This is a genomic window from Candidatus Enterovibrio escicola, from assembly GCF_002464935.1.
Lineage (GTDB): Bacteria > Pseudomonadota > Gammaproteobacteria > Enterobacterales > Vibrionaceae > Enterovibrio > Enterovibrio escicola.
This window is the reverse complement of the sequence record NZ_NBYY01000003.1, coordinates 1-25,465: the sequence shown is the minus strand read 5'-3', so window position 1 is coordinate 25,465 and position 25,465 is coordinate 1. Positions and strand designations below refer to the sequence as shown.

Sequence of the window (25,465 nt, the reverse complement as noted above, 5' to 3'; positions counted from 1 at the left end):
TTACAATAGGATACCGCCAAACACAAAGCCTAGTGCAACTGCTGTAGCGATAGTTACAACACCAGGTACAAAAAATGGGTGGTTGAATATCCAATTTCCGATGCGAGTTGAGCCTGTATCGTCCATTTCAACCGCCGCCAGCAACGTTGGATAAGTCGGCAGAACAAACAGCGCACTTACCGCTACAAACGAGGCAATGGCAGTTAACGGTGTAACACCAATTACCAATGCGGCAGGCATAATAGAAACAGTGGTGGCACCCTGTGAATACAGCAACATAGAGGCAAAAAACAGGATTATTGCGAGCATCCACGGATAGTCAGCCAGCAAGGTACCTGCAACTTCTTTGATGCCCTCAACGTGATTGTTAACAAATGTCGACCCTAGCCATGAGATACCAAGAATACACACACAAGAGGCCATTCCTGAACGAAATGTTGGTGTTGATGAGATTTTCGAACCATCAATACCTGTGATCAATACGATAATTAAGGCGGCTGCCAACATAAAGGTCATAATTGCTTCATTACGGCCAAGTGTTGGATTCTCAATCAAACCTACAGAACTAGAAATCGCTGTGGAGTATGCAACAACCAAAATAATAGCGGTCAAAATTATGATGACCGTTTTTTTTGCATTCGGATCGATATCACGTTTAATGGTACCCTGAAACTTAATTAAACCTTTTTCAAGACGCTCTTTGTATACACGATCGTTTTTCAGTTCACAGCCTATAAAGTTTGCAGCGAAGGCACCCACCAGACATGCAATAAGAGTGGCTGGAATACTAATCGATAACAAAGTTAAATAACCAACACCCAAGGGTTCAAGGATGCCTGAAAAAAAAATTACTGCTGCCGAAATAGGGGATGCAGTAATTGAGATTTGTGATGCGACAACAGCAATAGATAATGGACGAGATGGACGAATACCTTGCTCTTTTGCCACTTCCGCGATGACAGGTAATGTTGAGAACGCGGTGTGTCCAGTACCTGCTATCATGGTCATAATATAGGTAACAATTGGTGCATAAAAGGTAATTTGTTTCGGGTTTTTTCTCAGAAAATTTTCGGAAAATTCAACCAACAGATTCATACCACCGGCGACTTGCATTGCAGAAATAGCCGTGATTACTGACATGATGATCAAGATAACATCGATAGGAATATAGCTTTTGCTGGTGGGCATGTTTAATACTAATGATAAAACAATTACACCTGCACCACCAGCTAAACCGATACCAACACCACCAATACGTACGCCCAAAAATATGAAAGCTAGTACAACAGATAACTCCACTGCTATCATGGGTAACTCCTATTTTAATGTTGAAGATAAAAACCAAACGGTATTATTCTTTTACCAGACAAAAAAGATCCATACGATAGTCGCATAGAATGCTACATTTAGCGTGCTATACTGCGCGTTGAGGATCATGTATACTTAAACAACTTTCGAAAGGAACTACGCTTGTCTCTTCAAAGACACCAGCAGTACTACCCTGTATTCTCAGCAGTGAACCTAGTGAAAGAAGATACTAGGTTGCAACCATTTGGGAACGGGAGATTTCAATCTCTGATATCGCAAAGACAATTAAGTGCCATTTTTTCTCAGTTTACCGATATTGGGAAAGGTACATGAATAATGGAGCTTATTTCCTTAAAATTGCTTAAGATCTGTAGACGAATAATTACAAGCAAGTAAAAACACAATACTAACAGATCAAAGATCTTTCGTTCATCTGTTACTTGCAAATAATTGGACTTCCGAACAGATATCATAGGTACTAACTAACCTAAGATCTGCATAAAAAATGAACTGAATGACAAAATCTTGATCTGATCGTTTGAAATAAACTATTGACTGCACAAGGAATTGTGCATGAATAACTTAGACGCGGTTTGCGTCGATGTCGATGATTGCTACTAGATTTTCCTCCCTGCATGAAAAAATACCTAATTTCTTCCGGCATCAAACAAAGAAATAAGCTGTCTCGCCTCTCAGTTAGCGAAGTTATGACGATAGTGATAGCTTTCCATCAATCGGGATATCGAGACTTTAAAACTTATTACATCCACTTTGTTTATCGCTACCTAACTAACGAATTTCCTGAATTAGTTACACGAAGATGCTCAAACTCATGCAAGCTGTTCTACTTCCGCTTTGGTTTTACCTCACTCACCGTCAGGCAAGGCTGACAGGGATTGCCTTTGTTGATTCGTCTAAGCTACAGGTTTGTCACAACCTACGCATTCTCAGACATCAGGTTTTTAAAGGTACCGCGAAGCGAGGAAAAGAAACGATGGGGTGTTTATACGGAGATAAAGGTTATATTTTGGTTCATTGGAGCGGGAACTTGTAGACAAGGGAGTGATACTGATAACGGGTGTAAACAAAACATGAAACCAAAAGTGATGAAACTTTGGAATCGCCTGATACTCCGGAAACGATTTATTATTGAAACCGTTTTTAACCAACGAAAAAACATATCTCAAATCGAGCATTTTCGGCACCGTAGTTGTATCATCTTTATGGCCAACTTGCTGGCTTGGCTTATCTCAACCAAAGAAGCCAAGCGTCAAGATGACTAGGTTTGATAAGCAAGCGCTTATGCAGATCTGAGGTTCGTTAGGAGGCATGTTTTTGTAAATAGAAAGTTACTACTCCAATTACATGGGGTGCTGCCATTGTATATCTATCTGTATCACTATAAATCCCCGTTAAAATGATAGAATCACCTAAAGCAAATATGTCTACACAACGACCAATATTAGGATAGGAAGAATGCTTATTATTATAAGAAGTTGATGCTACTATAATTACTGTGGGTTCTCTAACAGGTGAGAATAGAATAAACATCTGCTCCATGCTCATTAAAAGCAGATATAACGTATATTATTCCAGCATGAAAAGAGTTAAAATAGCATCATCTAAAGGACGATGATGGACCTCTGATAGTTACACACCGGTTTACTACTGCTGGCTTTATGTGGTTTTTAGCTATCCAATCAACACCTACCAGTATGTCTGAGTGAAATCCCGTGTTAGTGCAGCCGAATACTTTGATACTATACAAAGTCACTTTCTTAGCTACACCCTCTCGAGTACCACCTAAGGTACCTGCCACAGAGGTGCCATGACCAAGGCAGTCATCAGCATCACTATGCTAGTTTATTAAGATCATAACCATTACCTATCCGACTGATAAATTCTCGATGAAATGCACAAATACCTGAATCAAGAATATAAGCATGCATACCTGTACCAATGCTGGTGTAGGCATATTTATCATCTAAAGATACTTGGTCTAAGCTAGCAACCCCATCAACCATAACATAATGAACTTCTGCTTGTTTCTTTGAATTTTTCAGCAACTTCTGGAGTTAAGGTGGCAGAGGAATAACCATGCCCTCGTTTATTTTTAATACTTAGAAGTAGTAGTATACGATGTTTGAGCAGTTACATCAGCAATCAATCTTTCTGCTACTTATTGAACTGATTGTCCAGCAGTAAAACCAAGATCGCGTCTAGTCTCTCCATTTAAGAGAGAAAACTGACTCCTTGAAAACAACTACATAACTATATAGGAATGATTTCAATATCATTGCTAACAGTCAACTCTGTCGTCAGTATAGAAATACTGGTAAACAGATTAAAAAACAGACTACATGTAGCGATAAACAGATATTTCTTTATGTTTATACCTATTAAATAGGTCAATGTAATCAACAACGCCGTTTATGAACCATGCACATATTCATCCTCAAAGGAGGATATGATAGTGTATTTCAGTCTGACTGGCTCTCCGCTAGGTTGTGCGTTCCATCTAACGGAGGGCGTTTTGCATCTTCTGACCTTGTCAACTGTTGATCATTTATGGTAATACTGCTCAGTTCTTTAGAGAGAAGATTCTATATCCAGATAATTTGAAGATTTAGGTTATTTAAATATAGAAAAAGGGAAGATATCTACTAACTAAATTAAGGACGAGTTATCTCCCTACAACTCATGTGTACCGTTAGAAAAGAATAATTACAAAGGGTTGTTTCGGCATTCCTTAACTCCTCAGTCAGTAGAAAATAAGGAATCTACATAATATATTTTTACGAAAAAATTGCCTGATTGTGCCGTTTCAACAATACGAGGAAACGGAATAGGATACAGCTCTTACGAACTTTAAATGTAAAACAATGGCAATCTAGGAAAAATAGCTCATTTTACAACTCTCCTTGATGGTTATCAGTAAACTCCGTTTCTTATTCTTTGAAACATGATCAAGAGAGAATGCATTGAAGTTGTATTTTGGATCTTACGATAAACATTCACACTCACTATAGAAAACTGGATGTGACACGAATCTCATCACAAGGTGCATTAGACTTGTGTTACTCTTGCAAGAAATGATAATCTACGGAGATACAGTGAATAATGGTGTTTTAACCTCACTGTCTGCACGATGGCTGCTAGAACAGGCTAAAAATCAAAAGAAGAGTTTGATAATTGCCAATATAATTGCACTTTTCGCCACGTTGATAAGCGTACCAATTCCATTGCTAATGCCTCTAATGGTAGATGAAGTTCTTCTGAATAAACCCGAGAAAGGGATTGCATTCTTTAATTATCTATTACCTGAATCTTTACAACATCCAGCAAGCTACATTGTGGTGGTATTAGTACTCGTGCTTGTTATGCGTATAGTTAGTCAGGCATTAAATATTTGGCAAAATAGACAGTTTATTCTGGTGTCTAAAACTATCACTTGTTACGTGCGTCAGCAACTGCTCGATAAGCTCGGACGTGTGAGCATTAAAGAATTTGAGCAACGCGGTAGTGGGGGATTGAGCTCCTACCTCGTTACCGATATAGAAACCCTCGATAATTTCATTGGAAATAGTCTTAGTCGTTTTGTTGTTGGTGTTTTGACTGTCTTTGGTACTGCTATCATTTTGTTATGGCTAGATTGGAGACTGGGTTTGTTCATATTATTGGTGAACCCGCTGGTGATCTTTTTGTCACGAAAAATGGGCCGACGCGTTAAACACCTTAAAAAAGCTGAAAACCAATCGTTTGAACGATTTCAACAGCGTCTGGTGGAAACATTAGACGGCATATACCAACTGCGTGCCGCAAACCGTGATAAGGCGTATCTGGATATACTAAAGGAAGATGCCGAATTTATTCGGCATGATGCCGATAGATACGCATGGCAAACAGAAGCAGCCGGACGTATTTCGTTTCTGATGTTCCTGATTGGATTTGAACTCTTTCGAGCTGCGGCGATGCTAATGGTACTATTTAGCGATCTATCGATAGGTCAGATCTTTGCTGTGTTCGGATACTTGTGGTTTATGCTTAGTCCCATCCAAGAGCTATTAGATATTCAGTATGCATGGTTCAGTGCTTCTGCTGCCATGAAACGCCTCAATGGCTTGTTGGTGTTGGAAGAAGAGTTTACACTGGTAACATCAAGCGCAGATCCATTAGTGAAACTTGATACATTCGGTGTGGAAGTGCGAGATTTGACGTTTGCGTATGACGATGATAAAACCGTGTTAAATGGTTTGTCACTTTCCCTTCCTGCCGGCAAGCGAGTGGCATTGGTTGGCGCGTCTGGTGGAGGGAAATCCACTCTGATTCAGCTGCTACTTGGCTTGTACCGGAAATCATCGGGTGATATTCTGATCGATGGAAAACCTGTCGAAAGCATTGGATACGAAACACTGCGTCAGCATACAGCAGTAGTGCTACAACAGCCAGTCATCTTTAACGATACGCTGTACGCTAACCTTACGTTAGGTCGTGATGATTTCACGGAAGCACAGCTTTGGCAATCATTGGATATTGCCCAATTGAGCGATGTAGTCGATAAACTTAAGACTGGATTAAACTCACAGTTAGGACACCACGGATTGAAACTATCTGGCGGGCAGAGGCAGCGTTTAGCGATCGCTCGGATGATTCTGAGCAATCCAAAACTGGTCATTATGGATGAAGCAACATCCGCACTGGATACTGCGACTGAAGCAGCTCTACATCAAGCATTGAATAATTTCTTGCAAGGGCGTACAACACTCATAGTTGCTCACCGTTTATCTGCCGTAAAAGAGGCGGATCTGATTTATGTGCTTGAAGACGGCAAAGTTGCGCAAAGCGGTATTCACCATGATTTGGTGAATACCGATGGGGTTTACCAAACACTTTATGGCAATCTCCAAGCGGGATAAGTGACAAATTTACCGAACTGAACGGTGTTGTTTCCAAATATCTAAACTAATCGCAATTCCTACGATCAGATCATCATGGAGTTAAGCGGGAGGTGATGATGGGAAATACTGGATCATGTATTCAATAAGTTGATTATGGTTTAAAGGTAATACTCACGTTCAATGAGTGTATCGATCACTTTCTAATGAATTTCCGTTGATTTTAAGTATCCAATTATTTTCTGATTCAGTCGTTTAAAGCGTATACAGAGGGTTAAATTTTCCCTCTCAATGTGTTGTGTATAGAGCTTGCAACAATGTGTTTATCCCCAGGATAGATATCATACAAATTGAAACCGTCCATGCACAAAATTGCATATGGATAATCGATTGAAAAGTACATTGAATGTATTTCTTCCGCGACACCAGAATGCGTGAGCAATGATTTTTTAATTGAAGCTCCCAAGCATACAAAAGCCAGCTAGGGGTATTTCTGTTACCTACGAAAGACCATTGCTCATCTACTTCGCAGATAAATAAACACCACTTCCTATACATCAGGAAGGAATGTGGTTACACAGCGTGTGTGTAAGTTTTTTAAAACTCTAAAAACAGCATTAATGCTGATGTGTATCACTCGAAAGGAGTCACGAACACTAGCATTATTCATAGCAAGTTCAACTAGTTGCTCTTTTATCCCCGCCTAGAAAGTTCGGCAACAGGCTGGGCAACGATAGCGTTGGTGGACACCAACGCCGACACCCTGCTTTTTAACCGTTTTGTTTGCGGGCAAAAACGACATTTAACGTCAACGGTAGCTATGATGATTATCATGTAAAAACATGGCATTTTACATGAAGAAAAATCTATTGAATACATGACCAAAGACCAAGCACCAGATCAGCAACTGGAAATAATATAATCAAGCATTAGTAAACCGTGGTTCAGTCACTTTTTGGATAAACGTCGCTACCATTAAGGTATGACATTGTCTAAAGCATCACGATCATTGTGGCCGTGAATTTATATTTCCGGATACCGAGATTGAAATGGCACTGATGGTGAAAAGTGTTTTTAAACTTCCACTTCGTAGATTAGAAGGCTTTCTAAATTCGGTTCTTACGTTGATGAATGTCCCGCTGAAGTCCCCTACATACACCTACATTGGTAAGCGTTCGAAGACCGTAAAAATTAAGTACCGTTTGCCGAGTCGAGGAGCGGTTTCCAACGTCATTATTGATGGTACAAACCTAAAAGTATACGACGAAGGAAAATGGAAAACGCGGTAACACTGGAAGAAGAAACACCGTCTCTGGCGCAAACTGCATCTTGCTGTTGATGTGTATACTCATGAGTTTATTACTACAGAAGTTAGCCTAGTTTCTGTGGGTAACAATGAAGTTTTACCTATATTTCTTAACCCATTACAACGAAAGATACAGCAAGTCAGTGCTGATGGAGCCTATGACACAAGAGCATGTCACCACGTACTGAATAACAAAGGAATAACGCCCAGTATTCCACCTCGAAGCAATGCGGGGTACTGGGAGGAAGGGCATCCTATAAATGAAGCTATAAAATCTTTAAAAGAGAATAAACGGGCGGAGTGGAAAAGGACAGGGATTATCACAAAAACTCATTAGCAGAAACAGCAATATTTCGCTATAAACAGTTGCTAAGCCCTAAACTTATAATTTGTAATTAACCTCAGATCTGCATAAGCGCTTACTTATCAAACCTAGTGATCTTGATGCTCGGCTTCTTTGGTTGAAATGAATATGCGATAAGCCAAGCCAGCAAGTTGGCCATAAAGATGATACAACTACGGTGCCGAGAATGCTCGATTTGAGATATGTTTTTTCGTTGGTTAAAAACGGTTTCAATAATAAATCGTTTCCGGAGTATCAGGCGATTCCAAAGTTTCATCACTTTTGGTTTCATGTTTTGTTTATACCCGTTATCAGTATCACTCCCTTGTCTACAAGTTCCCGCTCCAATGAACCAAAATATAACCTTTATCTCCGTATAAACACCCCTAAAACTCGTTAACCATTTCCAATACAGGCTTTCTATCATCTACGTTAGCCGTCGTCACTTTGACTGAGATAATGCCACCTTGGTCATTGATAGTAGGGTGTAATTTAAAACCATAGAACCACCCCATAGTTTCTTTTCCTCACTTCGCGGTACCTTTAAAAACCTGATATCTGAGAATGTGCAGGTTGTGATAAAGCTGCAGCTTGGACGAATCAGGTAAGGCAATCCCTGTCAGCCTTACTTGACGGTGAGTGAGGTAAAACCAAAGCAGAACTAGAACAGCTTGCATGAGTTTGAGCATCTTCGTGTAACTAATTCAGGAAATTCGTTGGTGAGGTAGTGGCAAACAAAGTAGATGTAATAGGTTTTAAAGTCTCGATATTCTGATTGATGGAAAGCTATCACTATCGTCATCACTGCGCTAACTGAGAGGCGAGACAGTTTATTTCCTTGTTTGATACCGGAAGAAATTAGGTATTTTTTCCATGCAGGGAGGAAAATCTGGCAGAAATCGTCGACATTGACGAAAACAGAGTCTAAGTTGTTAATGCCAAAGTCCTTATGCAGTCAATGGTTTTTTCAAACGATTAAAGCGCAATTTGGATATTTAGTTCATTTCTTATGCGCAGCTCAGGTTAATTATAATGATCAAGTTAGTGAAGTAATGCTTAAAGTTATAAGACTCAGTATGCCTGTTCTCAAGCAAACAAATTAAGATTCTAAAGAAAATTGGGATCAGTGAGTTATAGGGCTGATTTTATCAACAACACCTCTTCAGCCAATATCACATGTAAATGCGAATTGTAGTTGCCACTACGACTATGGGTATGGATGAAAACAATGACAGCAATTTCACACTCCAGCATCTTAGCGATTTTTAAATGCTAATAATCGGTATTATAGTGGGGATGCTTGAATACGAATATGGCTAAATTCATAGTGAAAATACATTTAAATCGAAGCTGCTTCGCTTTGATACCTTGAAAATTCATTCATGCCTTTTATCTGTTCAAGCGTGCTAAATATATCACAGAAATGGACAGGCCTTAAGCCTCACCACATATGATTTTTGGGTGAAATAAAAAAGAACTTCCGATGGTTAATTGCCACTTGAAGTGGCCTATGTTCCGATATAATACGTGATAAGTTTCACTTTTGCACGAACAGAATAGTTTGAGGCTCCGTATCTAATGGTACTTATAGATTCAGTGAATTGAAATCTCAATTTTACATCTATAATATAGGTGTTACACCATGAGAAAGACGAACAAAAATATATCCTTTACTCAATTTTTAAAAGACGTTGTAGTAGCAAATTGTTTAGTTTTATAACTGTTGAACTTAGAGGACATGCAAGCAAATACCTAATTTAAGAATAAAATATTTAAGTATTACATAATGAGCACAATCAGTAATGGTATGACCTTTAAACAATTCCTAGACGCCGTTGGCGTACGAGAAAGTGATATCATGGAAATCAGAAAAGAGGACGCATTAAATGCGGTTAGACAAGATGCTTACTCCCTTCAATATGTGGCTGATTCTAATCAGACCTCTAAAATATGCCTGACAGCGGTTATGCAAGAAGGTAGCACACTTGAATATGTGGCAGATATTCACCAAAGTCCTGAGTTGTGTTTAACCGCGGTTTACCAAGACTCGGGGGCGATTCAATTTGTGAAGAGATGCGGTTTTAAACGCGAATAAGGTTCTCTATCTGCATATCAGTTGCACACGAACCTACTACTGTTATTCATTTTTTACTACCGTTTTGTTGCTAAAACCTGTACTGGGAAGGGCTAGGTATATGTCTTGAAGTTTTTTGACGTACTTAACCTCAGATATTCATCAGCAAGTGCTTATGCAGATATGAGGTTAAATACAATGCTCAGGTTGGTGAAGTTCTGGCAAATGTGAAAGCGATGAACAAAGTTCTAAAACTCGGGATGCCTGTTTACCAGCAGATAAATTAAAACTGTAAGAAAGATGGGGATCCGAGCGTTATAGGCCTGATTTAATCAACAACGCACGAGCATAAAAGAGAATCTGACAAAATTGGTAATCTTGTTTAAATTATTCAGGCTAACGTCCTTTTACGACTGGTGATTTCGTCCAAACGATCAGACCGTGATTTTGGCATTTAGTTTATTTCCTATGCGCAGATCAGGTTAAGAAAAAACATATCCTTAACACACGTGGTAGAGCGAGTCTTGGGTATCGTTCTCCTAGCGATATTTTCTAGAGTATTTGATGGACTCTTAAGATATAACACCTGTGCATTTCAGATGACGGAAGGTATAATGAATACAGGAACATGATGCATGTATTCTTAATTTGCTTCAAGTAAATACAATTTTAATATATAAGACAAATAACATTCAGAACAAAAAGAAATTTAATAATGAGAAAGAAAATCATTCTAATTACTCTCTTTGCATCATTTTTTTCTTTTGCTTACCCAAACAGTTTTAATCAAGCTAAAAAAGAAGCTGTAAATATATACAAATACCATCCTTATTCATTTTACTGTGGTTGTAATATCAAATGGAAAGGTAACAAGGGTTCAGGTAAGCCAGATCTAAAATCATGTGGATACGAAATTAGAAAAGAACCTAAAAGAGCAAACAGAATAGAATGGGAGCACGTCATGCCCGCTTGGAATTTTGGGCATCAGATGCAATGTTGGCAAGAGGGTGGTAGAAAAAACTGTAAAAAAAACAAAAGGTTCAAGAAAATGGAGGCTGATTTACATAACCTCGTTCCTGCAATTGGAGAAGTGAACGGCAACAGAAGTAATTATAAATTCACTCAATGGAACGATACAAGAGGTATTTCATATGGTCAGTGTGATATGAGAATTGATTTTAAATCAAAACAAGTTATGCCTCCTACTGAAAGTAGAGGAAAAATAGCAAGAGCCTATCTTTATATGAGTGAGACCTATAAAATCAAACTATCCCCTCAAGAAAGAAAGACAATGACTGCTTGGAATAAACTTTACGACGTTACAAATTGGGAGTGTGAAAAAAATTATAAAATAATAAAGATTCAAGGTAGTAGTAACCCATTTGTTTCTAGACAATGCGGAAATTATAAATGAAGAATTTTATACAATGGCTTATTGCTAGTATAACTTCCGGCAATCTCCATGGGCATTGTTGATTCAATTAAGCCCATAACGCTCGGATCCCCATCTTTACTTACAGTTTTAATTTATCTGCTTATCTGCTGGTAAACAGGCATACCGAGTTTTATAACTTTGTTCATCGCTTCACCAACTTGAGTCTTGTAATCAACCTGAGATACACAATAAAAAATGAACTAATTGCCCAAGTCGAGATCTGATCGTTAGAAAACTACTACCCATTGACGTATAAGCTACATATAATCGTGGAGGGAACGGGATATCACCGAAGTGACCTAGTTGAAAATTCCATATTCCTCCTCAATATCCAACTCCACTATCTATCGATTTGTAGTCAGAGTCAGAGTCCGAATCCAATAGAAAGGCTTCGGAAGGTGATGAATGAAAGGTCTCAGAACAATATTGTTTAAAAACAAACGCGATTTTGAAGAGGTCATTGACCAATTTTTGACTGTAACTCTTCCAGATATTATAGACTCTTTGACATCCAAAATTAGGCGATAAATTACAGGTATTTAAACTTGAATTTTTAGGCCTAATTGGGTATAGAAAACGGATATTTAGTATGACTAAGCATTGGGCTTCATCTGCTGTTGCCGTCGCACTTTTTAGTGTTGGCATGTATCTTCATTTAGGATCAGGCAGTACTTCGGTAGTTTTTTCTACCTTGACAGTTGGGCTAGGAACGATCGAAAAGAAAGCCGTAGCTGTCGGCAAAATGGTACCGGCACACTCGGTGTCTATCAAGTCTCAGATTAACGGTATTGCTGGGGAGATTTACGCTCGAGTTGGTGAAAAAGTAGAACAGGGTCAGCCACTTATCAAGATTATGCCTAACCCAACTCCACAGGAACTTACCGATGCTTCTACCACGCTTATGCTTGCCGAAGTGGATTTAGAAGCAAAAAAGCAGAGGCTTACTAATCTAGAAAGTCTGATCAAACAGGAAATCATTCTATCAAACTATAATGATTACGTCGACGTCAGTTCTACGGTGAAAGCGGCACAAGCAAAAGTGCTACAAAAGCGACAAATGCTTGAACTCATCCACAGTGGGGAAGCCTTTATCGGTGATACTAGACTGACTTCTACTATCTATGCCCCTATCAAAGGTACGGTGCTAAATCTAAAAATTGAAGTCGGGGAACCGATCATTTCGACCGAGTCTCGTCAGGTAGCGACCCAGATAATGTCATTGGCAGATATGAAAACGATGATCTTTAAGGGCAGCGTTAGTGAACACGATGCAGCCCAGTTGATACTGGGCATGCCGGTCACCCTAACTGTAGCACCTTACCCTGAAGTCGAAATACGAGGTGTACTGACCAAAGTGGCTATTCAGTCTGAACAACTCAATTATCCTACCGATACCAAGACTAAAAGTTTCGACAACGGCTTTGAAGTGGAAGTGGGAGAGCTGGTGATCCCTGAGAATGTTCATCTACGTTCAGGGTTCTCATCTACCGCCAAGATCACGTTAAAAAAGTCTGAGAATGTGCTGACGATTCCGGAACGAGCACTGAAGTTTAAAGGGAAAACACCAATGGTGCTGATTCCAGACCAGTCTGAGCAGGGTTTTTATACTCGTCCGGTAAAACTTGGTCTTTCTGATGGTATTAACGTTGAAGTGTATAAAGGGATTGAAGCGGATGAGAAAATCATAGATAACAGCACGATGGGAGAAATTCATGATTAATAAAGTGCTAAATGTGCTGGGTTACACCGTGATAGCAGTGCTAAACCAGTCAGCGCAAGCGATTTCTATTGAGCAGGCTTGGCAAGCAGCCAAGCGGTATGATCCGACTTATGAACAGGCTCAGATTGGAGTAAAGTTAGGAGAAAACAATATAATGACTAGCCGAAGTGCTTTACTCCCGTCATTGACGGCTAGCACCACTTCTATTTGGAATAAGAAAAAAGGTACTAGCAATACTTATACTGCTAGTCTTAACCAAACTATCTGGAATAGCAGTCTGTGGTCCCAAATGGATCAAGCTGATGCAAATCTAGTCATATCACAGCTTCGGTTGTCTAAAGTGCATAACGAGTTGGTGAAACGACTTATAACTGCCTATCTGGCACAGGCCAGCGCCCAAGGCGACTTAGAGCTAGCTCAAAGAAAGCGTGATGAGGGAAGAAAACTGCTGGTTATCACCGAGCAACGCTTTAATGCCGGTAAGGTGAAGTCCATTGAGGTAGAAGACATGCGCACCAACCAACTAGAGGAAAAAACGGCTATTTTAAAAGCCCAATCCAAACTTGAGGATACACGCTCTGAGCTGCTAGCACTTATCAATCAATTTCCAGATCATGTCGATCAGATCCGTGGCCACAGTCTGGCAGAGCCAACTATGCTCGTGGACTCGCAGCAACGCTGGTTAGAACTCGCTAAAGATAACAACCCTGAGCTACTCGTCGCAAAACAGAAAGTCAAAGTTAGTGAATACGATAGAGACATGGCTAAGGGTGGGTATTACCCGACCCTGCTAGGTACTATAGGTTATCAAAATATAGATAAATCCTCTGCTGGGGAATTTAATGCTTCACTAACTTTAAAGGTTCCAATTGACCTTAATGGATCAACTCAGGCAAAAGTCGATACAACCTTACTTAATATACGCCACACACAACAGGATCAACGTAAAATCGAAATCAATATTCAAAAACTGGTACAAAAGCAGTTCTCTCAGGTGAGTATTAACTGGCAGCAAGTGTTGATGGCTAAGGAATTAGTAGATTCCCGCGAACGGGTACTGAAAAGCAAACAGACCCTGTATAATGCTGGGATGTCAGAAGCATCGAACGTGATCGACGCACACAACCATCTGTTCAGCGCTCGCAACAACCTTCAGATTAATCTGTACAACTACTGGCAGCAGCGTGTAGACCTGCTTCAAACTGCTGGCATGCTTGACAATGATACCATCAATCTGATCTCTGTAGCTCTAACATCATGAGTCCGATCTTCAGCCAAACCTGGCAAACTCTAACCGCGTATCGGATGAGAAGCACCCTAGCTGTCGTAGCCATTACTTGGGGCGTGATCTCTATTGTGGTTCTGGTAGCTCTAGGTGAAGGTTTTTATCAACGTCAAAGTGCATCATTTGCCTTGCTGGTAAGCAATACGCAGAGTGCTTGGCCATTTCAGACCAGTAAGCCTTGGAAGGGGCTGCCGTCACGTCGGGTAGTGAAGATTCCCGATGAAAAAGCTCAACTCCTAATCCAATCTGGCTTTGTTCAGGAACTTTCTCTGATATATGAAAAGATGAATGCGAAGGTAACTAATATAAAAGGCCAGTTACTGACCTCGTATGTTGGTGGTATTGACAGTGCTTATTTACCACTGGCTCTGCTCAAGACCCAGCAGGGTTCACGTAATATCTCACCCACTGATATCACCAACCACATTCGGGTGGCGATATTGAATGGTGAAATAGCAGAGATGGGTAAAATAGTTATCGGGGATTCGGTAAAGATCAATGGTATTCCGTTTTACGTGATCGGCCTACTCAGTGAGGCTGATGGGGGGAATCCATTTCGTTACAGTCCTAAGGTACTGATCCCTAAAACTACTTATCAGGATATCTGGGCAGACAAGCCGAGATGGATGCTAGTAAAGCCAGCAGAAGGAGTAAGTATACCTCAACTCAGACAGGAGATCCTAAGTTTTTTTTCTCGCCAGATACACTTTGACCCGACCGACCGAGATGCAATCTATCTGCCGGATTTAGGTGAAGGTGTGAACATGATCAATGCGTTCCTGCGTGGAATTCAGATCTTTCTCGGTGCCAGTGGTGCAATGACCATGGCAGTCGGGGCGATTGGTGTGGCAAACATTATGTTCTTGTCGGTTACCGAGCGGACTCGTGAGATAGGTGTTAGACTAGCGATCGGTGCGACTCCTCAAACCATCTTAGGGCAGTTTATGGTTGAAGGGATGGTACTGATTTTCATAGGCACTTCACTGGGACTACTTGCCTCTTATGGGGTCGTTGCACAACTCGGACAAGTATCGCTTCCGGATTGGATAGGCATACCGACTATCACCCTTAGCTCTGTAGCACTATCCTTGCTGGTTACAGCAATGTTGGCAGTGTTAGCATCTTACTTTCCTGCACGAAGGGCGTCTTGCCTGACGCCTGTTATAGCGCTGAGTGCGAGGTTTTAGTCATGCTATTACCAATAAAACAAATTTTTCAGGAGATGGTAGCAGAGAAGCTACCTCTTGGCCTGACAATTCTCGCAGTAGCATGGGCAACGCTCTGTATCGCTGGTATGCTCTCCGTCGGAGAAGGTATCCGACAGGGTATCCTAAGAACTATACAGAATGGTAATGGCAACCTTATCTACCTTACAGGGGGAATGGCCACGGTAGATAATGACGTGTTCCACCATGGGAAATGGTTAAAGCTAAAAGTGGATGATCCCGCCGCGTTGATAGCGTTACCTGGGGTAATACTAGCGCTTCCTACGGTTCAATGGGACGAGTACCTATCGGTGGAAGACCGTATTATTTGGCATAAACCGCTTGCAGTTACCCTCGGATTCAATTTGATGACTGGGCTTAAACTTCTTCCAAAAAGTCGCTGGTTTAATCCGTTAGATGAAAAAGAAATGCGTAAAGTAATAGTCCTCGGTTACGAGACAGCTAGCAAACTTTTTAATCCTGAAGAAGACGTTAGCTGGTTTAAGCCTATCAATCTCAAAACAGATCCGGTAGGCAAAGTGGTAAAAATAGGCTCGGAGGAATTTACCGTGGTGGGCGTATTGGCTGAAAACAGCTCTTGGATAGAGGAGAGTGATCAGATTAACTCCACTAGCTTTGTGCCGATGGCGACTTGGAAACGTTTCTACCCTAATGGTGATATCGGGGCGATTAATATTCAGCCTGAAGCTGGTATAAACAGGATTAAGCTGGCGAAGATGTTACGTCAAGTCATTGCCAGAAAACACGGCGCTGACGTTACCGATAAGCAGGTGGTTCAGATTCAGGATATGTTCCTAGAGCAAAAAAGTACGCAGAAGTTTCTAATCGGACTACAGAGTTTTCTCAGCATTATCGGTTTTATCACCTTGGCCGTAGCTGGGCTGGGTATCGCCAACATCATGTATGCCACAGTGAAACGTTCGACCCGAGATATTGGGGTTAGAATGGCGGTAGGAGCAACCCCGATGGCCATCCGGTTACATTATTTGGTTCAGACCATGATGACTACAATGCTTGGCGGAGTTTTGGGGTTGACTGTCACATACGGGTTAGTGACTCTCATCCGATCGGTCAATCTTGGAGGCTCTGGCTTTTATCAAACCTTGGGTAAGCCCGTACCTGAGATCTCTTTTATCGTAGTGGTGGTGGTGATCGTGACTTTAATGGTGATCGGTGTGGTCGCAGCTTGGCTACCAGCTAACCGTGCAGCACGCATAACACCGTTGGAGGCACTGCAAAGTGCATGATTTTAGTAAAAAGATAGTTAAGGTATCAGAAAAGCCTTTGGTTCATTTAGAAAACATCTGTAAATATTACACCGGCGGAGGGACAGAGGTTCGAGCTCTAGACGGAATCAATCTGTGCATTTACAAAGGTGAATACCTGTCTATCCTCGGGCCTTCCGGCTCTGGCAAATCGACCCTAATGAATATACTAGGCTGTCTAGACAAACCGACCCACGGAAAATATCACCTCGATGCCCGTGATGTCTCATCCATGACGGCTAATGCCATTTCGGCAATTCGTAACCAAAAAATTGGTTTTGTCTTTCAGAGTTTTAATTTGCTAGAATATGCCACCGCGCTCGATAACGTTGCGTTGCCGCTGGTTTATTCCGGCGTAAAAACTAAAACACGCCGAAAACGCGCTGCGACGCTACTTGAACAGGTGGGATTGGGTGACCGCATCAACCATAAACCTAACCAACTTTCCGGAGGGCAAAAGCAACGGGTAGCAATCGCCAGAGCATTAGTGAATGACCCACAGATAATTTTAGCTGACGAGTCTACCGGTGCGTTGGATTCTAAATCAGGCTCAGAGATTGAAGCTCTGTTTAACGAACTACACTCCGAAGGTAGGACACTGATTCTCGTCACTCACAATAACGCGTTAGCTGAGCGAACTAAGCGGGTGATTACCATAAAAGACGGCAAGGTAATTTCAGACCAAGCAACGTAAATATCAAACGGCATTGACATGGCGTTGTTTCCAAAATATCTGAACTAATCGCAAGTCATACAATCCAATTATCATAAAGTTAAGCGGGAGGTGATGAGGGGAAAGGCCCTGCACAATATCAGCAACCTAAGATGCGCATAAGAAATGAACTAAATGTCCAAGGCGCGATCTGATCGTTTAAAAAATAAACTATTGACTGCAGAAAGACTTGGATAAGAATAACTTAGCCGCTGTTTTCGTCGATGTCGACGACTTCTGCTAGAATTTCCTCCCTGCATGGGGGAAGGATATCTAATTTCTTCCGATGTCAAACAAAGAAACAAACCTTCTCTCCTCTCACGTTAGCGAAGTGATGATAGTGAGAGCTTTCCATCAATCGGGGTATTGAGACTTTAAAAACTATTGCATCCACTTGGTTTGCAGCTACCTCACCAACGCATTTCCTGAATTAGTCAGCTACACACAAATGCGCTAGCTTATGCAAGGTGTTCCGCTTCCTCTCTTACTTTAATCACTGTCAGGCCTTGCCTGATAGTGATTACCTTCGTTGATTCGTCCAAGCTACAGGTTTGTTACAACCTACGCATTATTAAACATCAGTTCTTTAAGGTACCTCGAAGCAAGGAAAAGGAACGATGAGGTGGTTTTACGGTTTCAAATTACACCTCATTATCAATCACCAAAGTGGCATCATCTCAGTCAAAGTAACAATGGATAACGTGGATAATAGAAAGCCTATGTCGGAAATTGATGACGAGATTTGGGGGTGTTTATACGGAAACAATGGTTATATAGCTGATCTATTGGAGCGGGAACTTACAGACAAGGGAGTAACACTGATAACTGGTATGAAAGAAAATATGAAACCAAAAATAATGAAACTTTAAGACCGCCTAATGATCCGAAAACGTTTTATTAACGAAACCGTTTTTGACCAACTACAAAACATATCCCAAATCAAGCATTCTTAGCACCGTAGTTGTATCAGCTTTATGGTCAACTTGCTGGCGAGCCTCATCGCGTATTCATTTCAACTAAAGAAGCCGAGCATCAAGATAACTAGGTTAGATAAGCAAGTGCTTATACAGATATGAAGTTAATTAGTAGACACTTCAACTGCAAGATGAAGTTTGCGTCAGATACGACGCTTGTCGTTACCGTGTTTATGCATTTTTCATTCACTTTAACCGTAGATCTTCAGGTCTGTGGCGTCAATAACGACGTGGGCGACAGCTCCTAGACTTGGTAAACGACACTTAACTTTTACGTTCTTCGAACACTTACTAATGCAAGTTTATGTAGGGGATTTCAGCGGAACAGTCATCAACGTAAAAACCAAATTTAGAAAGACTTCTAATTCACGAAGTGGGAGCTTGAAAATACTTTTTACCATCAGTGCTGTTTCAATCGCGGTATCCGAAAATATGAATCTACGACCACGATTACCATGATGTTTTAGACAATACCAGGCCTTAATGTCAGCGATGTCTATCTAAGATAGTTATTGAGCCACGGTTTACTAATACTTGATTATATTATTTCCAGTTACTGGTATGATACTTGGTCTTTCCCCTCATCACCTCCCGATTAACTCCATGACGATCTGATCGTAGGAATCACGATTAGTTCAGATATTTGGGAAATAACGCCCTTTTAACATCTAACATCCGGTGTTTTTTCTAAGCAGGAAGTAAAATTTGACAAAATCCGCAATATCGGTGAAAACAGTGGCTGAATTATTCAATCTAAAGTCCTTTATTGACTGATGATCTTATTTAAACAATCAGATCGCGCCTTGGGCATTTAGTTCATTTCTTATGCGCAGTTCAGGTTTAAAGGGTATGTGAATGTATATCCATGCCTATATGTTTTGTGCCACAGTCGGTTTGGGTTTGCATGTTCATGAGAGAGATAACGCTGAAATAATTGACTGACCAAGCAACTCTCAAATCACGGATGTTGTTGGCGTAAATGGCAGCACTCGAGGGAGTGCACCTCTGAAATCCACATATCGCACAATTATCAGACAATCTATAATTTGAATGGTTCGTCGGTATGACTTGCAACCTAATTGTCTACTACTGCAGGTATCATACTGTCCTAACAGGATTTGTAATACTTGGGAAAATTAATTTTTTGGGCTGGAATTAACTTGAATATACGATATCAAACCTATGTCTTCAAGTTGATTGGGTATAGACATGAAAAATTAGCTCATCTATTCACGTTAATAGGCACGAAATTCGGGTTATCAACTAAATTAGTACTTGCAAGTCTTTCAAACTTTATATATAATAGGGTTCCTTCTCGTGAAGCGCGTGTAAGTATTGAGCGGTATTTTATATCATTGCCAAATTTTCCCTCTTAGTTCAGTTGGTAGAACGGCGGACTGTTAATCCGTATGTCGCAAGTTCAAGTCTTGCAGGGGGAGCCACATTCGGTCGTTCTCATCTTTTGATGGGGACGACCAGTAAAATAAGACCTAACTTCTAGGTTATTCTTTTCATTGTAAGCTTGTGTGGCGTATTCTCATATATCCATGTGGCCTGATGTTTATTCACCTTAAATTCCTTCCTGCGTAAAAGTCTCAGCTAACTTCTTTCAGAGAAATCTGACAACAAAATATGGGATGCGATTATTGAAAATACCACCAAAATTCTTGCTTGTGGTAATACGGCCTTCAATACCCGTAAATATCGCTGCAACGATAGCGAAGACACCCACAAAAGATTCATCAACTAGACCGGCGTTGTTGATCAAATCAAGCCTATAACGCACTGATTTAATCAACAACGCTCGGAAGAACACTAAAAAGCACAACTAGAAAGGGTTCCGTTAAGGTATTTCAAGAGCCGTCAAATCAATTCTGAGAGGGGTTATTGTTTTATAACATGAAAGTGTGATTAAGGAGGTGATATGGATCTTTAGAGATAGGAACGACGGGGACGTATGACAAACACTACTACGTAGTTAGTTAACCTGAGCTGCGCATAAGAAATGAACTAAATGTCCAAGGCGCGATCTGATTGTTTAAAAAATAAACTATTGACTAAATAAGGACTTAAGCATGAATAACTTAAACGTTATTTATCGTCGATGTCGACGACTTTTGCCAGACTTTCCTCCCTGCATGAAAAAACACCTAATTTCTTCCGGTATCAAACAAAGAAACAAGCTTTCTCGCCTATCAGTTAGCGAAGTGATGACGATAGTGATAGCCTATCAGCAAACGTGGGTAACCAGCGATGGCGCAAGGCGTACATTTGTAGCAAGTCACTTTTATCTAATGACACAACTGATTTCTGCTTGCATAACAAAGTTGTGTGAGGCACTTGTGACTTCACCCAGAGCAAGATCGCTTAAATATACTCCCCGTACAGGCTGAGTTACAGATTGAAGGACGTGCAATCACTGATCTTTAGGAAAAGGGGATCCCTCCGAAGGAGGGATAGAAATTTCTTAAACGTCAAAGACGTTAATGCGGCCTCTCCTGTTGCTGGATGTATTTCTTTATCATATATAACAGAGCACCGCCGCAGGTTCCCGCAAAATAACTTCGACTCCAAAGCACCAAGACCATATCAATTAACCACTATCGGAAGCAAATAAATCGAAGAATACACTAGGCTTTCGGTGGAAGAACCGAACTAGCTCCATCCCTCTCCCGCAAAACACACATTTTAAGGGATTACGACCTGTTACCTCTTCGAAAATCTCTACATAGTTGATACGTTTGGTGTAGCTCATCATTGCATCCACCAAGTCTCCTGCTGCCTTCGTTATCACTTCATACCACTTCTTACAAACGCGCTGTCGCTTGAAAGCCATAATATCTCACTCGTTGAAATGCTTTAGGAAGAATGTGCTAAACCAGCCTGCCAACAAATACCTAAGCATCCACGCTCTCATACGTTTTCAACTTCGTTTTATGTGATTGATAGTAATACCTGACTTGATGACCGTCATACCCAACTATCCTAGATAAGCCTATCGGTGGGGATAACAAATAGTTTGTTAGGTATCGTATTAACCCTTGGTATCTTTTGCTTAAGACTTTATTTTTACGACCATTGCTAGGATGAGCATAGAAACCATCAGGATAATTATCCCATCAGGTTCTAATCACATATTGACGTGCTGGAAACTCAATCTCCATTAACTTTAGTAAGTGTTTTTACCAAAGTAATCGTAACTGAGATAACGATAAATGCTGAAATCCTTTCCAATCTTGGTTCGAAGGAAAGAATGCATCTTTAGCCAGTATCACATGTAAATGTAGATTTTAGTTGCCATTACGACTATGGATATGGATGAGAATAATGACGGCGATTTCACACGCATCGGTCTTAAAGTGCGCCTAAATCAACTCTAATACGCAGGCTTTCGCCAAGACCATAAACCCAGAATACAAACGCTTCTGATTGGAGTGATTCTGAAAAGGAATACGAAATTTCTCAGGAAATGTTAAGATAACTTGCCGATGGTTCACTCCAAGAAACAGGCGGACGCCTATTTTGACCATACTCTACCGTGCATAACGCTTTCCTCATTGCGGACAAGCTTTCCCCTTACAACTAAAGTTAACTTTATGTTGCCCTTGACCGCAACTCAAGCATGGGTAAGTGGCAAAGCCATTTTCTGAACTTCCACACTTCAGCATCTTAGCTATTTCTGACTGATGATAATCGGTGACATAGCAGGGATGACTGGATATGAATATGGCTCAATTCGTAGTGAAAATAAGTTTAAAGCAAAGCAGCTTTGATTTGATACCTTTGAAATTCATTCATGCCTTTTATCTGTTCAATCGTATTAAATATATCACAAAAAGAAACATGCCTTAAGCCCCACCACATATAGTTTCTGGGAGGAAATTCTTAAATGAAAGAACATTAAACCAGAGGTTGATGAAGCTTTTGGATTGTCTTATGTTGAGAAAACAATTTATCATCAATAACGTTTTTTGATCAACTAAGAAATATATCTAAAATATAGCATTCTCAGCCCCGTAGTGTGGGAGCTTTATGGTCAACCTGATTGTTGGACTTATTGCCTATACGTTCCAACCAAAAAAGCCTAACCTTAAAATTACTCAACTCGAAAAAATCGCACTTATACAGATCTGAGGTTAATTACAAGAATGGCATCTAAATCAGCAGCTGATATCACTGCAGTGACAATTGATTTACGGATGCCATGCAAAAAGCATGTTCATACAATTACGGTAGATAATAGTCGAGAGGTTTCTTATCTGAAAAGATAACACAACTTTGGATGTTAAAATTTTTTGTCTACCCTTACTCTTCATGGAAGCAAAAGGTAAATAAAAATGCTAATGGGCTTTTGAGATAGTACGTAAAAGAAAAGAAAAAAATAAACTTAAAAATGGTCATGGATGAAGAAATTCCCTTCACTTAAGCAAGGATCAATCATCGGTCTAAAAGATATTTAGGATTGAGACAGTCCGTCGTTATTTTTAAAGAAATGATATTATCAGCTTGATTAGAAAGTATCTCACTCCAGACTTGAATTCAGGAATTGACACGAATAAAAATACTATTCAACATGGCAGGTTATGAGGTTTATTGTAAAGTCATTCCGTTTTAATGAGGTACAGAGTATGCTGCACAGATACGTCCCTAAATCATGCCTTTGACTGTAAAATTATGTACTGAGTAACCGTGTCGGAAGCAAGGCAACCACAAGGAATTTCCATTGAGCAACAAACTGATCATTCTCGATTTGTTTTTTGTTATTGAAAAACTGCTGCCAGGAAAGCGCACAGTCGCGCTTTTTCGTAAAAATACTAAACATCTTCCCGTCACAACACTTACCCTTTCGCACTGTGATTCTGCTTCAGCCTTGCTGCTTGCTCTGTTTAAATACTGCATGAACTATGTGGCTTTTTCTCATGGAACTCCACTCTCTGATGATTATTCAATTGATGGTAAAAATAATCAGCTCCAGCTAGCGACACAGATTTTAGCTGGCTTTATACGTGGCTCTTATTGGTGGGTTGAACATTATCTTGAAATTTACAGGGAAGACTGGAGCAAGGTTCAGAAAGAACAATGGCTCAAAGATTTGAAACTATTGGTGCAAGCCATTATCGGAATTGGTAATTGTAGAAAAGCCGAATGGCTAATCAAAAACCGCAGTGCCATAAAAGTATTAACCTACAGCAGTCACATCACACCGTTTCTGCAACATTACGATTAATCAGCTCATCATTTCAATTGCATTGCATCAAACCACGACGCCCTCTCCGTCAGATGAAATAAACAAACTAGCGGAGAGTTAGTCAGACTAAAGTACACTCTCGCATGGTGTTTAAGCCATAAAAGATGGAATATACAATTTCAATAAACGTTTCCACTACTAGTATAGTACCCGCCTGCTTATTTAAGATCTTTCTAATATAGTAGAATTGACAAAGGCTAGCACTTCCTTGCGGCAGGCATCATCGACGCCGATGACAACAAGCAGGCAAAGTTTGTCATCCATCCAAGCTTTGCAGTAAACACCATCTGCCTATTGGTTTTATCTACCAAGGTAAACAAAAAAGGCTGACACCAAATACCGATGACAGTGTCAATCTCTAAATAATAAAACTCGACATTTCCATCAGGAATATCATGGCGTTGCTCAGTGTCAACACTGTTCTTTATCTTTGCCTTATCACCGTTATTCATTTTTATTTTGTAGGGCTTACCATGATGAAAAAGATCCGTGTAGAGCTCCCCACCATTATCCTTATTATGCCATATATATCGGTAAAAATACTTCCACTTGGCACCTCATTGTGCTTGATAACCCATTCGACGCTCATTATATTGGGTGACGTATGTGTGCTAAAATAATTATGAATTAACATCTTAGTCCTCTCTAAAATGCCAATAAGATCCAGCCAAGTCATAGCGTTGAAGCGAGTTACTTTGGTATGTTCTAAGGCGTTGTTGATTAAATCAGGCCTATAACGCACTTCTCCTAATTTTCTTTATAGTCTTAATTTATCTGCTGTCACCTAACAGATAAATTCCTTGATTAGGTTAGCTATATACGGATGCTTAAGTTGATGCCATGTACTCTGGTTCCCCTTTGTTATTATCTGATTTATCTTCAAGTAAAACCTACTGGCATCTCGTTCGTTAATTCAAGAAAGCTACAGATCTATCACAACTTACGTATTCCATAGCGGCACGGGTTTGAGGGGGTGACTAAACAACGTTTGGGAACGATAGAATGGTTCTATGGCTTTAAACTTCACCTTATAATCAACGACCCATGCGGTATCATTTCGGTAAAAGTAACAACAATCAATGTGGTTTCGTCGTAAAGTTTAAAAAGAAGCGGGGATCGACTTTCTCAGTATACACTTATGCTACCAGTGAATAAAACTGCTTTCAGACAAGCATTTCTCCCGCTTTTTCAATATGACCTTTCCTGAGTATCTGCTACAACTCAACACCGTCAATGGATCTCCATCCTAGGCACTGGCGTATCTTCCACTTCACCATACGATGGCTCTACTCCACGATGTTGTTCAGATATTTCAGTTTCATTACTTCTATTAATATCCCAGCTAACACCGAAAACTAGATGACGAAATTAAAGTTGAACAGCGCCAGTACATTAGCAATATCGCCGTAAACCCTCGCCCAATGCGGGCGGGGATATAAGGCGAACTCCCGTAGGGAGTTAAAATGCTCAATTCGGTGTGGATTGACTGTTCACGTAAGCTTTTAACGTCTCTATTGTTGCACCTCCGGCAGTGCAAGCAAAATAAGAGCGTGACCATAACGCAGAGCTTTTACTCTGCCTTGCAAGGTGCGTATTTTGCTGACGAAGCTGACGGGACGACACTGCTTTTAAATTATTGACCATCACACTGATTGCAAGCTTTGGTGGGTATGC

General features: G+C 40.4%; 21 protein-coding genes, 1 tRNA gene and 11 pseudogenes. 18 read left to right on the top strand and 15 right to left on the bottom strand.

Features of this window, described 5'->3' with window-relative positions:
* Positions 1–1,308, bottom strand: coding sequence for an anaerobic C4-dicarboxylate transporter (locus BTN49_RS01045; RefSeq protein ID WP_097355669.1), 1,308 nt, complete (start codon positions 1,306–1,308; stop codon positions 1–3).
* 573 nt (positions 1,309–1,881) lie between these two features.
* Here BTN49_RS01045 and BTN49_RS19840 point away from each other — a divergent pair.
* Positions 1,882–2,622 (top strand): annotated as a pseudogene (locus BTN49_RS19840) (transposase).
* A 6-nt stretch (positions 2,623–2,628) separates the two neighbouring features.
* Here BTN49_RS19840 and BTN49_RS12570 read toward each other — a convergent pair.
* From BTN49_RS12570 to BTN49_RS01035, 3 genes and pseudogenes are all read right to left on the bottom strand, one after another.
* Positions 2,629–2,859, bottom strand: a complete 231-nt coding sequence (locus BTN49_RS12570) for a S8/S53 family peptidase (protein WP_146678979.1) — start codon at positions 2,857–2,859, stop codon at positions 2,629–2,631.
* A gap of 67 nt (positions 2,860–2,926) precedes the next feature.
* Positions 2,927–3,151, bottom strand: a pseudogene (locus BTN49_RS19835) (S8 family serine peptidase); the annotation flags it as partial.
* A gap of 10 nt (positions 3,152–3,161) precedes the next feature.
* A complete protein-coding gene (locus BTN49_RS01035; RefSeq protein WP_190319255.1) occupies positions 3,162–3,332 on the bottom strand; it encodes a hypothetical protein in 171 nt (56 codons plus the stop codon).
* 1,089 nt (positions 3,333–4,421) lie between these two features.
* On the opposite strand from BTN49_RS01035, the gene BTN49_RS01030 reads away from it, so the two are divergent.
* On the top strand, positions 4,422–6,224 hold the full coding sequence (locus BTN49_RS01030) for an ABC transporter ATP-binding protein (RefSeq protein WP_097355700.1): 1,803 nt from the start codon (positions 4,422–4,424) through the stop codon (positions 6,222–6,224).
* A 182-nt stretch (positions 6,225–6,406) separates the two neighbouring features.
* Here the strand turns inward: BTN49_RS01030 and BTN49_RS01025 are convergent.
* Positions 6,407–7,025: pseudogene (locus tag BTN49_RS01025) on the bottom strand (IS1 family transposase).
* Positions 7,026–7,102: 77 nt separating this feature from the next.
* Here BTN49_RS01025 and BTN49_RS16915 point away from each other — a divergent pair.
* Positions 7,103–7,893: pseudogene (locus BTN49_RS16915) on the top strand (IS5 family transposase); the annotation flags it as partial.
* A gap of 35 nt (positions 7,894–7,928) precedes the next feature.
* Here BTN49_RS16915 and BTN49_RS21590 read toward each other — a convergent pair.
* Positions 7,929–8,789: pseudogene (locus tag BTN49_RS21590) on the bottom strand (IS982 family transposase).
* On the opposite strand from BTN49_RS21590, the gene BTN49_RS01005 reads away from it, so the two are divergent.
* From BTN49_RS01005 to BTN49_RS21585, 10 genes and pseudogenes are all read left to right on the top strand, one after another.
* On the top strand, positions 8,761–8,955 hold the full coding sequence (locus BTN49_RS01005) for a hypothetical protein (RefSeq protein ID WP_146678975.1): 195 nt from the start codon (positions 8,761–8,763) through the stop codon (positions 8,953–8,955). The pseudogene BTN49_RS21590 and the gene BTN49_RS01005 sit on opposite strands and share 29 nt — an antisense overlap.
* A gap of 683 nt (positions 8,956–9,638) precedes the next feature.
* Entirely contained in the window at positions 9,639–9,947 is a 309-nt protein-coding gene (locus BTN49_RS01000; RefSeq protein ID WP_097355664.1) for a DUF4116 domain-containing protein, read from the top strand.
* A 694-nt stretch (positions 9,948–10,641) separates the two neighbouring features.
* Positions 10,642–11,340, top strand: coding sequence for an endonuclease (locus tag BTN49_RS00995; RefSeq protein ID WP_097355663.1), 699 nt, complete (start codon positions 10,642–10,644; stop codon positions 11,338–11,340).
* Positions 11,341–11,588: 248 nt separating this feature from the next.
* Positions 11,589–11,889, top strand: a pseudogene (locus tag BTN49_RS16910) (IS630 family transposase); the annotation flags it as partial.
* Between the two features lie 61 nt (positions 11,890–11,950).
* The gene (locus BTN49_RS00990) at positions 11,951–13,081 is read left to right on the top strand and encodes an efflux RND transporter periplasmic adaptor subunit (RefSeq protein ID WP_097355662.1); all 1,131 of its coding nucleotides are present in this window, start codon (positions 11,951–11,953) and stop codon (positions 13,079–13,081) included.
* On the top strand, positions 13,074–14,342 hold the full coding sequence (locus BTN49_RS00985) for a TolC family protein (RefSeq protein WP_097355661.1): 1,269 nt from the start codon (positions 13,074–13,076) through the stop codon (positions 14,340–14,342). The genes BTN49_RS00990 and BTN49_RS00985 overlap by 8 nt, the downstream gene beginning before the upstream one ends.
* Positions 14,339–15,553: an ABC transporter permease gene (locus BTN49_RS00980; RefSeq protein ID WP_097355660.1), complete on the top strand. Its 1,215-nt coding sequence runs from the start codon at positions 14,339–14,341 to the stop codon at positions 15,551–15,553. Before BTN49_RS00985 ends, BTN49_RS00980 begins: the two co-directional genes overlap by 4 nt.
* Before the next feature lie 2 nt (positions 15,554–15,555).
* Positions 15,556–16,839: an ABC transporter permease gene (locus tag BTN49_RS00975; protein ID WP_097355659.1), complete on the top strand. Its 1,284-nt coding sequence runs from the start codon at positions 15,556–15,558 to the stop codon at positions 16,837–16,839.
* A gap of 13 nt (positions 16,840–16,852) precedes the next feature.
* Positions 16,853–17,551: an ABC transporter ATP-binding protein gene (locus BTN49_RS00970; RefSeq protein WP_097355699.1), complete on the top strand. Its 699-nt coding sequence runs from the start codon at positions 16,853–16,855 to the stop codon at positions 17,549–17,551.
* A 208-nt stretch (positions 17,552–17,759) separates the two neighbouring features.
* Positions 17,760–18,645, top strand: a pseudogene (locus BTN49_RS21585) (IS982 family transposase).
* Positions 18,646–18,689: 44 nt separating this feature from the next.
* On the opposite strand, the pseudogene BTN49_RS16900 reads toward BTN49_RS21585, so the two are convergent.
* Positions 18,690–19,128: pseudogene (locus BTN49_RS16900) on the bottom strand (transposase); the annotation flags it as partial.
* 781 nt (positions 19,129–19,909) lie between these two features.
* Between BTN49_RS16900 and BTN49_RS00955 the strand changes: the two are divergent.
* Positions 19,910–19,985: transfer RNA gene (locus tag BTN49_RS00955), tRNA-Asn, on the top strand.
* A 167-nt stretch (positions 19,986–20,152) separates the two neighbouring features.
* Here the strand turns inward: BTN49_RS00955 and BTN49_RS13680 are convergent.
* The gene (locus BTN49_RS13680; protein WP_158523550.1) at positions 20,153–20,311 is read right to left on the bottom strand and encodes a hypothetical protein; all 159 of its coding nucleotides are present in this window, start codon (positions 20,309–20,311) and stop codon (positions 20,153–20,155) included.
* 307 nt (positions 20,312–20,618) lie between these two features.
* Here BTN49_RS13680 and BTN49_RS14445 point away from each other — a divergent pair, with 307 nt between their 5' ends.
* A complete protein-coding gene (locus BTN49_RS14445; protein ID WP_190319254.1) occupies positions 20,619–20,936 on the top strand; it encodes a hypothetical protein in 318 nt (105 codons plus the stop codon).
* 90 nt (positions 20,937–21,026) lie between these two features.
* Here the strand turns inward: BTN49_RS14445 and BTN49_RS00945 are convergent.
* The 5 genes and pseudogenes from BTN49_RS00945 to BTN49_RS19825 all read right to left on the bottom strand — a co-directional run.
* Positions 21,027–21,122, bottom strand: a pseudogene (locus tag BTN49_RS00945) (transposase); the annotation flags it as partial.
* Positions 21,123–21,136: 14 nt separating this feature from the next.
* Positions 21,137–21,379 (bottom strand): hypothetical protein, encoded by a 243-nt coding sequence (locus BTN49_RS00940; RefSeq protein WP_097355655.1) that lies wholly within the window; start codon positions 21,377–21,379, stop codon positions 21,137–21,139.
* Between the two features lie 61 nt (positions 21,380–21,440).
* Positions 21,441–21,584, bottom strand: a pseudogene (locus tag BTN49_RS19830) (transposase); the annotation flags it as partial.
* A 324-nt stretch (positions 21,585–21,908) separates the two neighbouring features.
* A complete protein-coding gene (locus BTN49_RS13675; protein ID WP_158523549.1) occupies positions 21,909–22,073 on the bottom strand; it encodes a hypothetical protein in 165 nt (54 codons plus the stop codon).
* Positions 22,074–22,097: 24 nt separating this feature from the next.
* Positions 22,098–22,265, bottom strand: a complete 168-nt coding sequence (locus tag BTN49_RS19825) for a transposase zinc-binding domain-containing protein (RefSeq protein WP_223823738.1) — start codon at positions 22,263–22,265, stop codon at positions 22,098–22,100.
* Between the two features lie 190 nt (positions 22,266–22,455).
* Here BTN49_RS19825 and BTN49_RS21580 point away from each other — a divergent pair.
* Positions 22,456–22,677: pseudogene (locus BTN49_RS21580) on the top strand (transposase); the annotation flags it as partial.
* Between the two features lie 589 nt (positions 22,678–23,266).
* Positions 23,267–23,770 carry a hypothetical protein gene (locus BTN49_RS00930; protein ID WP_097355653.1) on the top strand — a complete coding sequence of 168 codons (504 nt, stop codon included), beginning with the start codon at positions 23,267–23,269 and terminating at the stop codon, positions 23,768–23,770.
* A 218-nt stretch (positions 23,771–23,988) separates the two neighbouring features.
* On the opposite strand, the gene BTN49_RS00925 is transcribed toward BTN49_RS00930, so the two are convergent.
* Positions 23,989–24,243, bottom strand: a complete 255-nt coding sequence (locus BTN49_RS00925) for a hypothetical protein (protein WP_097355652.1) — start codon at positions 24,241–24,243, stop codon at positions 23,989–23,991.
* A 521-nt stretch (positions 24,244–24,764) separates the two neighbouring features.
* Here BTN49_RS00925 and BTN49_RS19820 point away from each other — a divergent pair.
* Complete coding sequence (locus BTN49_RS19820; protein WP_097355650.1) at positions 24,765–24,887, top strand: transposase; 123 nt, start codon at positions 24,765–24,767, stop codon at positions 24,885–24,887.
* A 371-nt stretch (positions 24,888–25,258) separates the two neighbouring features.
* Here BTN49_RS19820 and tnpA read toward each other — a convergent pair.
* On the bottom strand, positions 25,259–25,465 hold a 207-nt coding region (tnpA, locus tag BTN49_RS00910), incomplete at its 5' end, for an IS200/IS605 family transposase (protein ID WP_146678973.1).

What these genes read in the sequence shown, in the direction of transcription:
- BTN49_RS13675 (WP_158523549.1), bottom strand. Translation starts at nt 22,073, where the DNA reads ATGGTCAAAATAGGCGTCCGCCTGTTTCTTGGAGTGAACCATCGGCAA.
- BTN49_RS01000 (WP_097355664.1), top strand. Translation starts at nt 9,639, where the DNA reads ATGAGCACAATCAGTAATGGTATGACCTTTAAACAATTCCTAGACGCC.
- BTN49_RS12570 (WP_146678979.1), bottom strand. Translation starts at nt 2,859, where the DNA reads ATGTTTATTCTATTCTCACCTGTTAGAGAACCCACAGTAATTATAGTA.
- BTN49_RS00925 (WP_097355652.1), bottom strand. Translation starts at nt 24,243, where the DNA reads ATGAATAACGGTGATAAGGCAAAGATAAAGAACAGTGTTGACACTGAG.
- BTN49_RS01045 (WP_097355669.1), bottom strand. Translation starts at nt 1,308, where the DNA reads ATGATAGCAGTGGAGTTATCTGTTGTACTAGCTTTCATATTTTTGGGC.
- BTN49_RS00995 (WP_097355663.1), top strand. Translation starts at nt 10,642, where the DNA reads ATGAGAAAGAAAATCATTCTAATTACTCTCTTTGCATCATTTTTTTCT.
- BTN49_RS14445 (WP_190319254.1), top strand. Translation starts at nt 20,619, where the DNA reads ATGAATAACTTAAACGTTATTTATCGTCGATGTCGACGACTTTTGCCA.
- BTN49_RS00975 (WP_097355659.1), top strand. Translation starts at nt 15,556, where the DNA reads ATGCTATTACCAATAAAACAAATTTTTCAGGAGATGGTAGCAGAGAAG.
- BTN49_RS00980 (WP_097355660.1), top strand. Translation starts at nt 14,339, where the DNA reads ATGAGTCCGATCTTCAGCCAAACCTGGCAAACTCTAACCGCGTATCGG.
- BTN49_RS00990 (WP_097355662.1), top strand. Translation starts at nt 11,951, where the DNA reads ATGACTAAGCATTGGGCTTCATCTGCTGTTGCCGTCGCACTTTTTAGT.
- BTN49_RS00985 (WP_097355661.1), top strand. Translation starts at nt 13,074, where the DNA reads ATGATTAATAAAGTGCTAAATGTGCTGGGTTACACCGTGATAGCAGTG.
- BTN49_RS01035 (WP_190319255.1), bottom strand. Translation starts at nt 3,332, where the DNA reads ATGGTTGATGGGGTTGCTAGCTTAGACCAAGTATCTTTAGATGATAAA.
- BTN49_RS00940 (WP_097355655.1), bottom strand. Translation starts at nt 21,379, where the DNA reads ATGGCTTTCAAGCGACAGCGCGTTTGTAAGAAGTGGTATGAAGTGATA.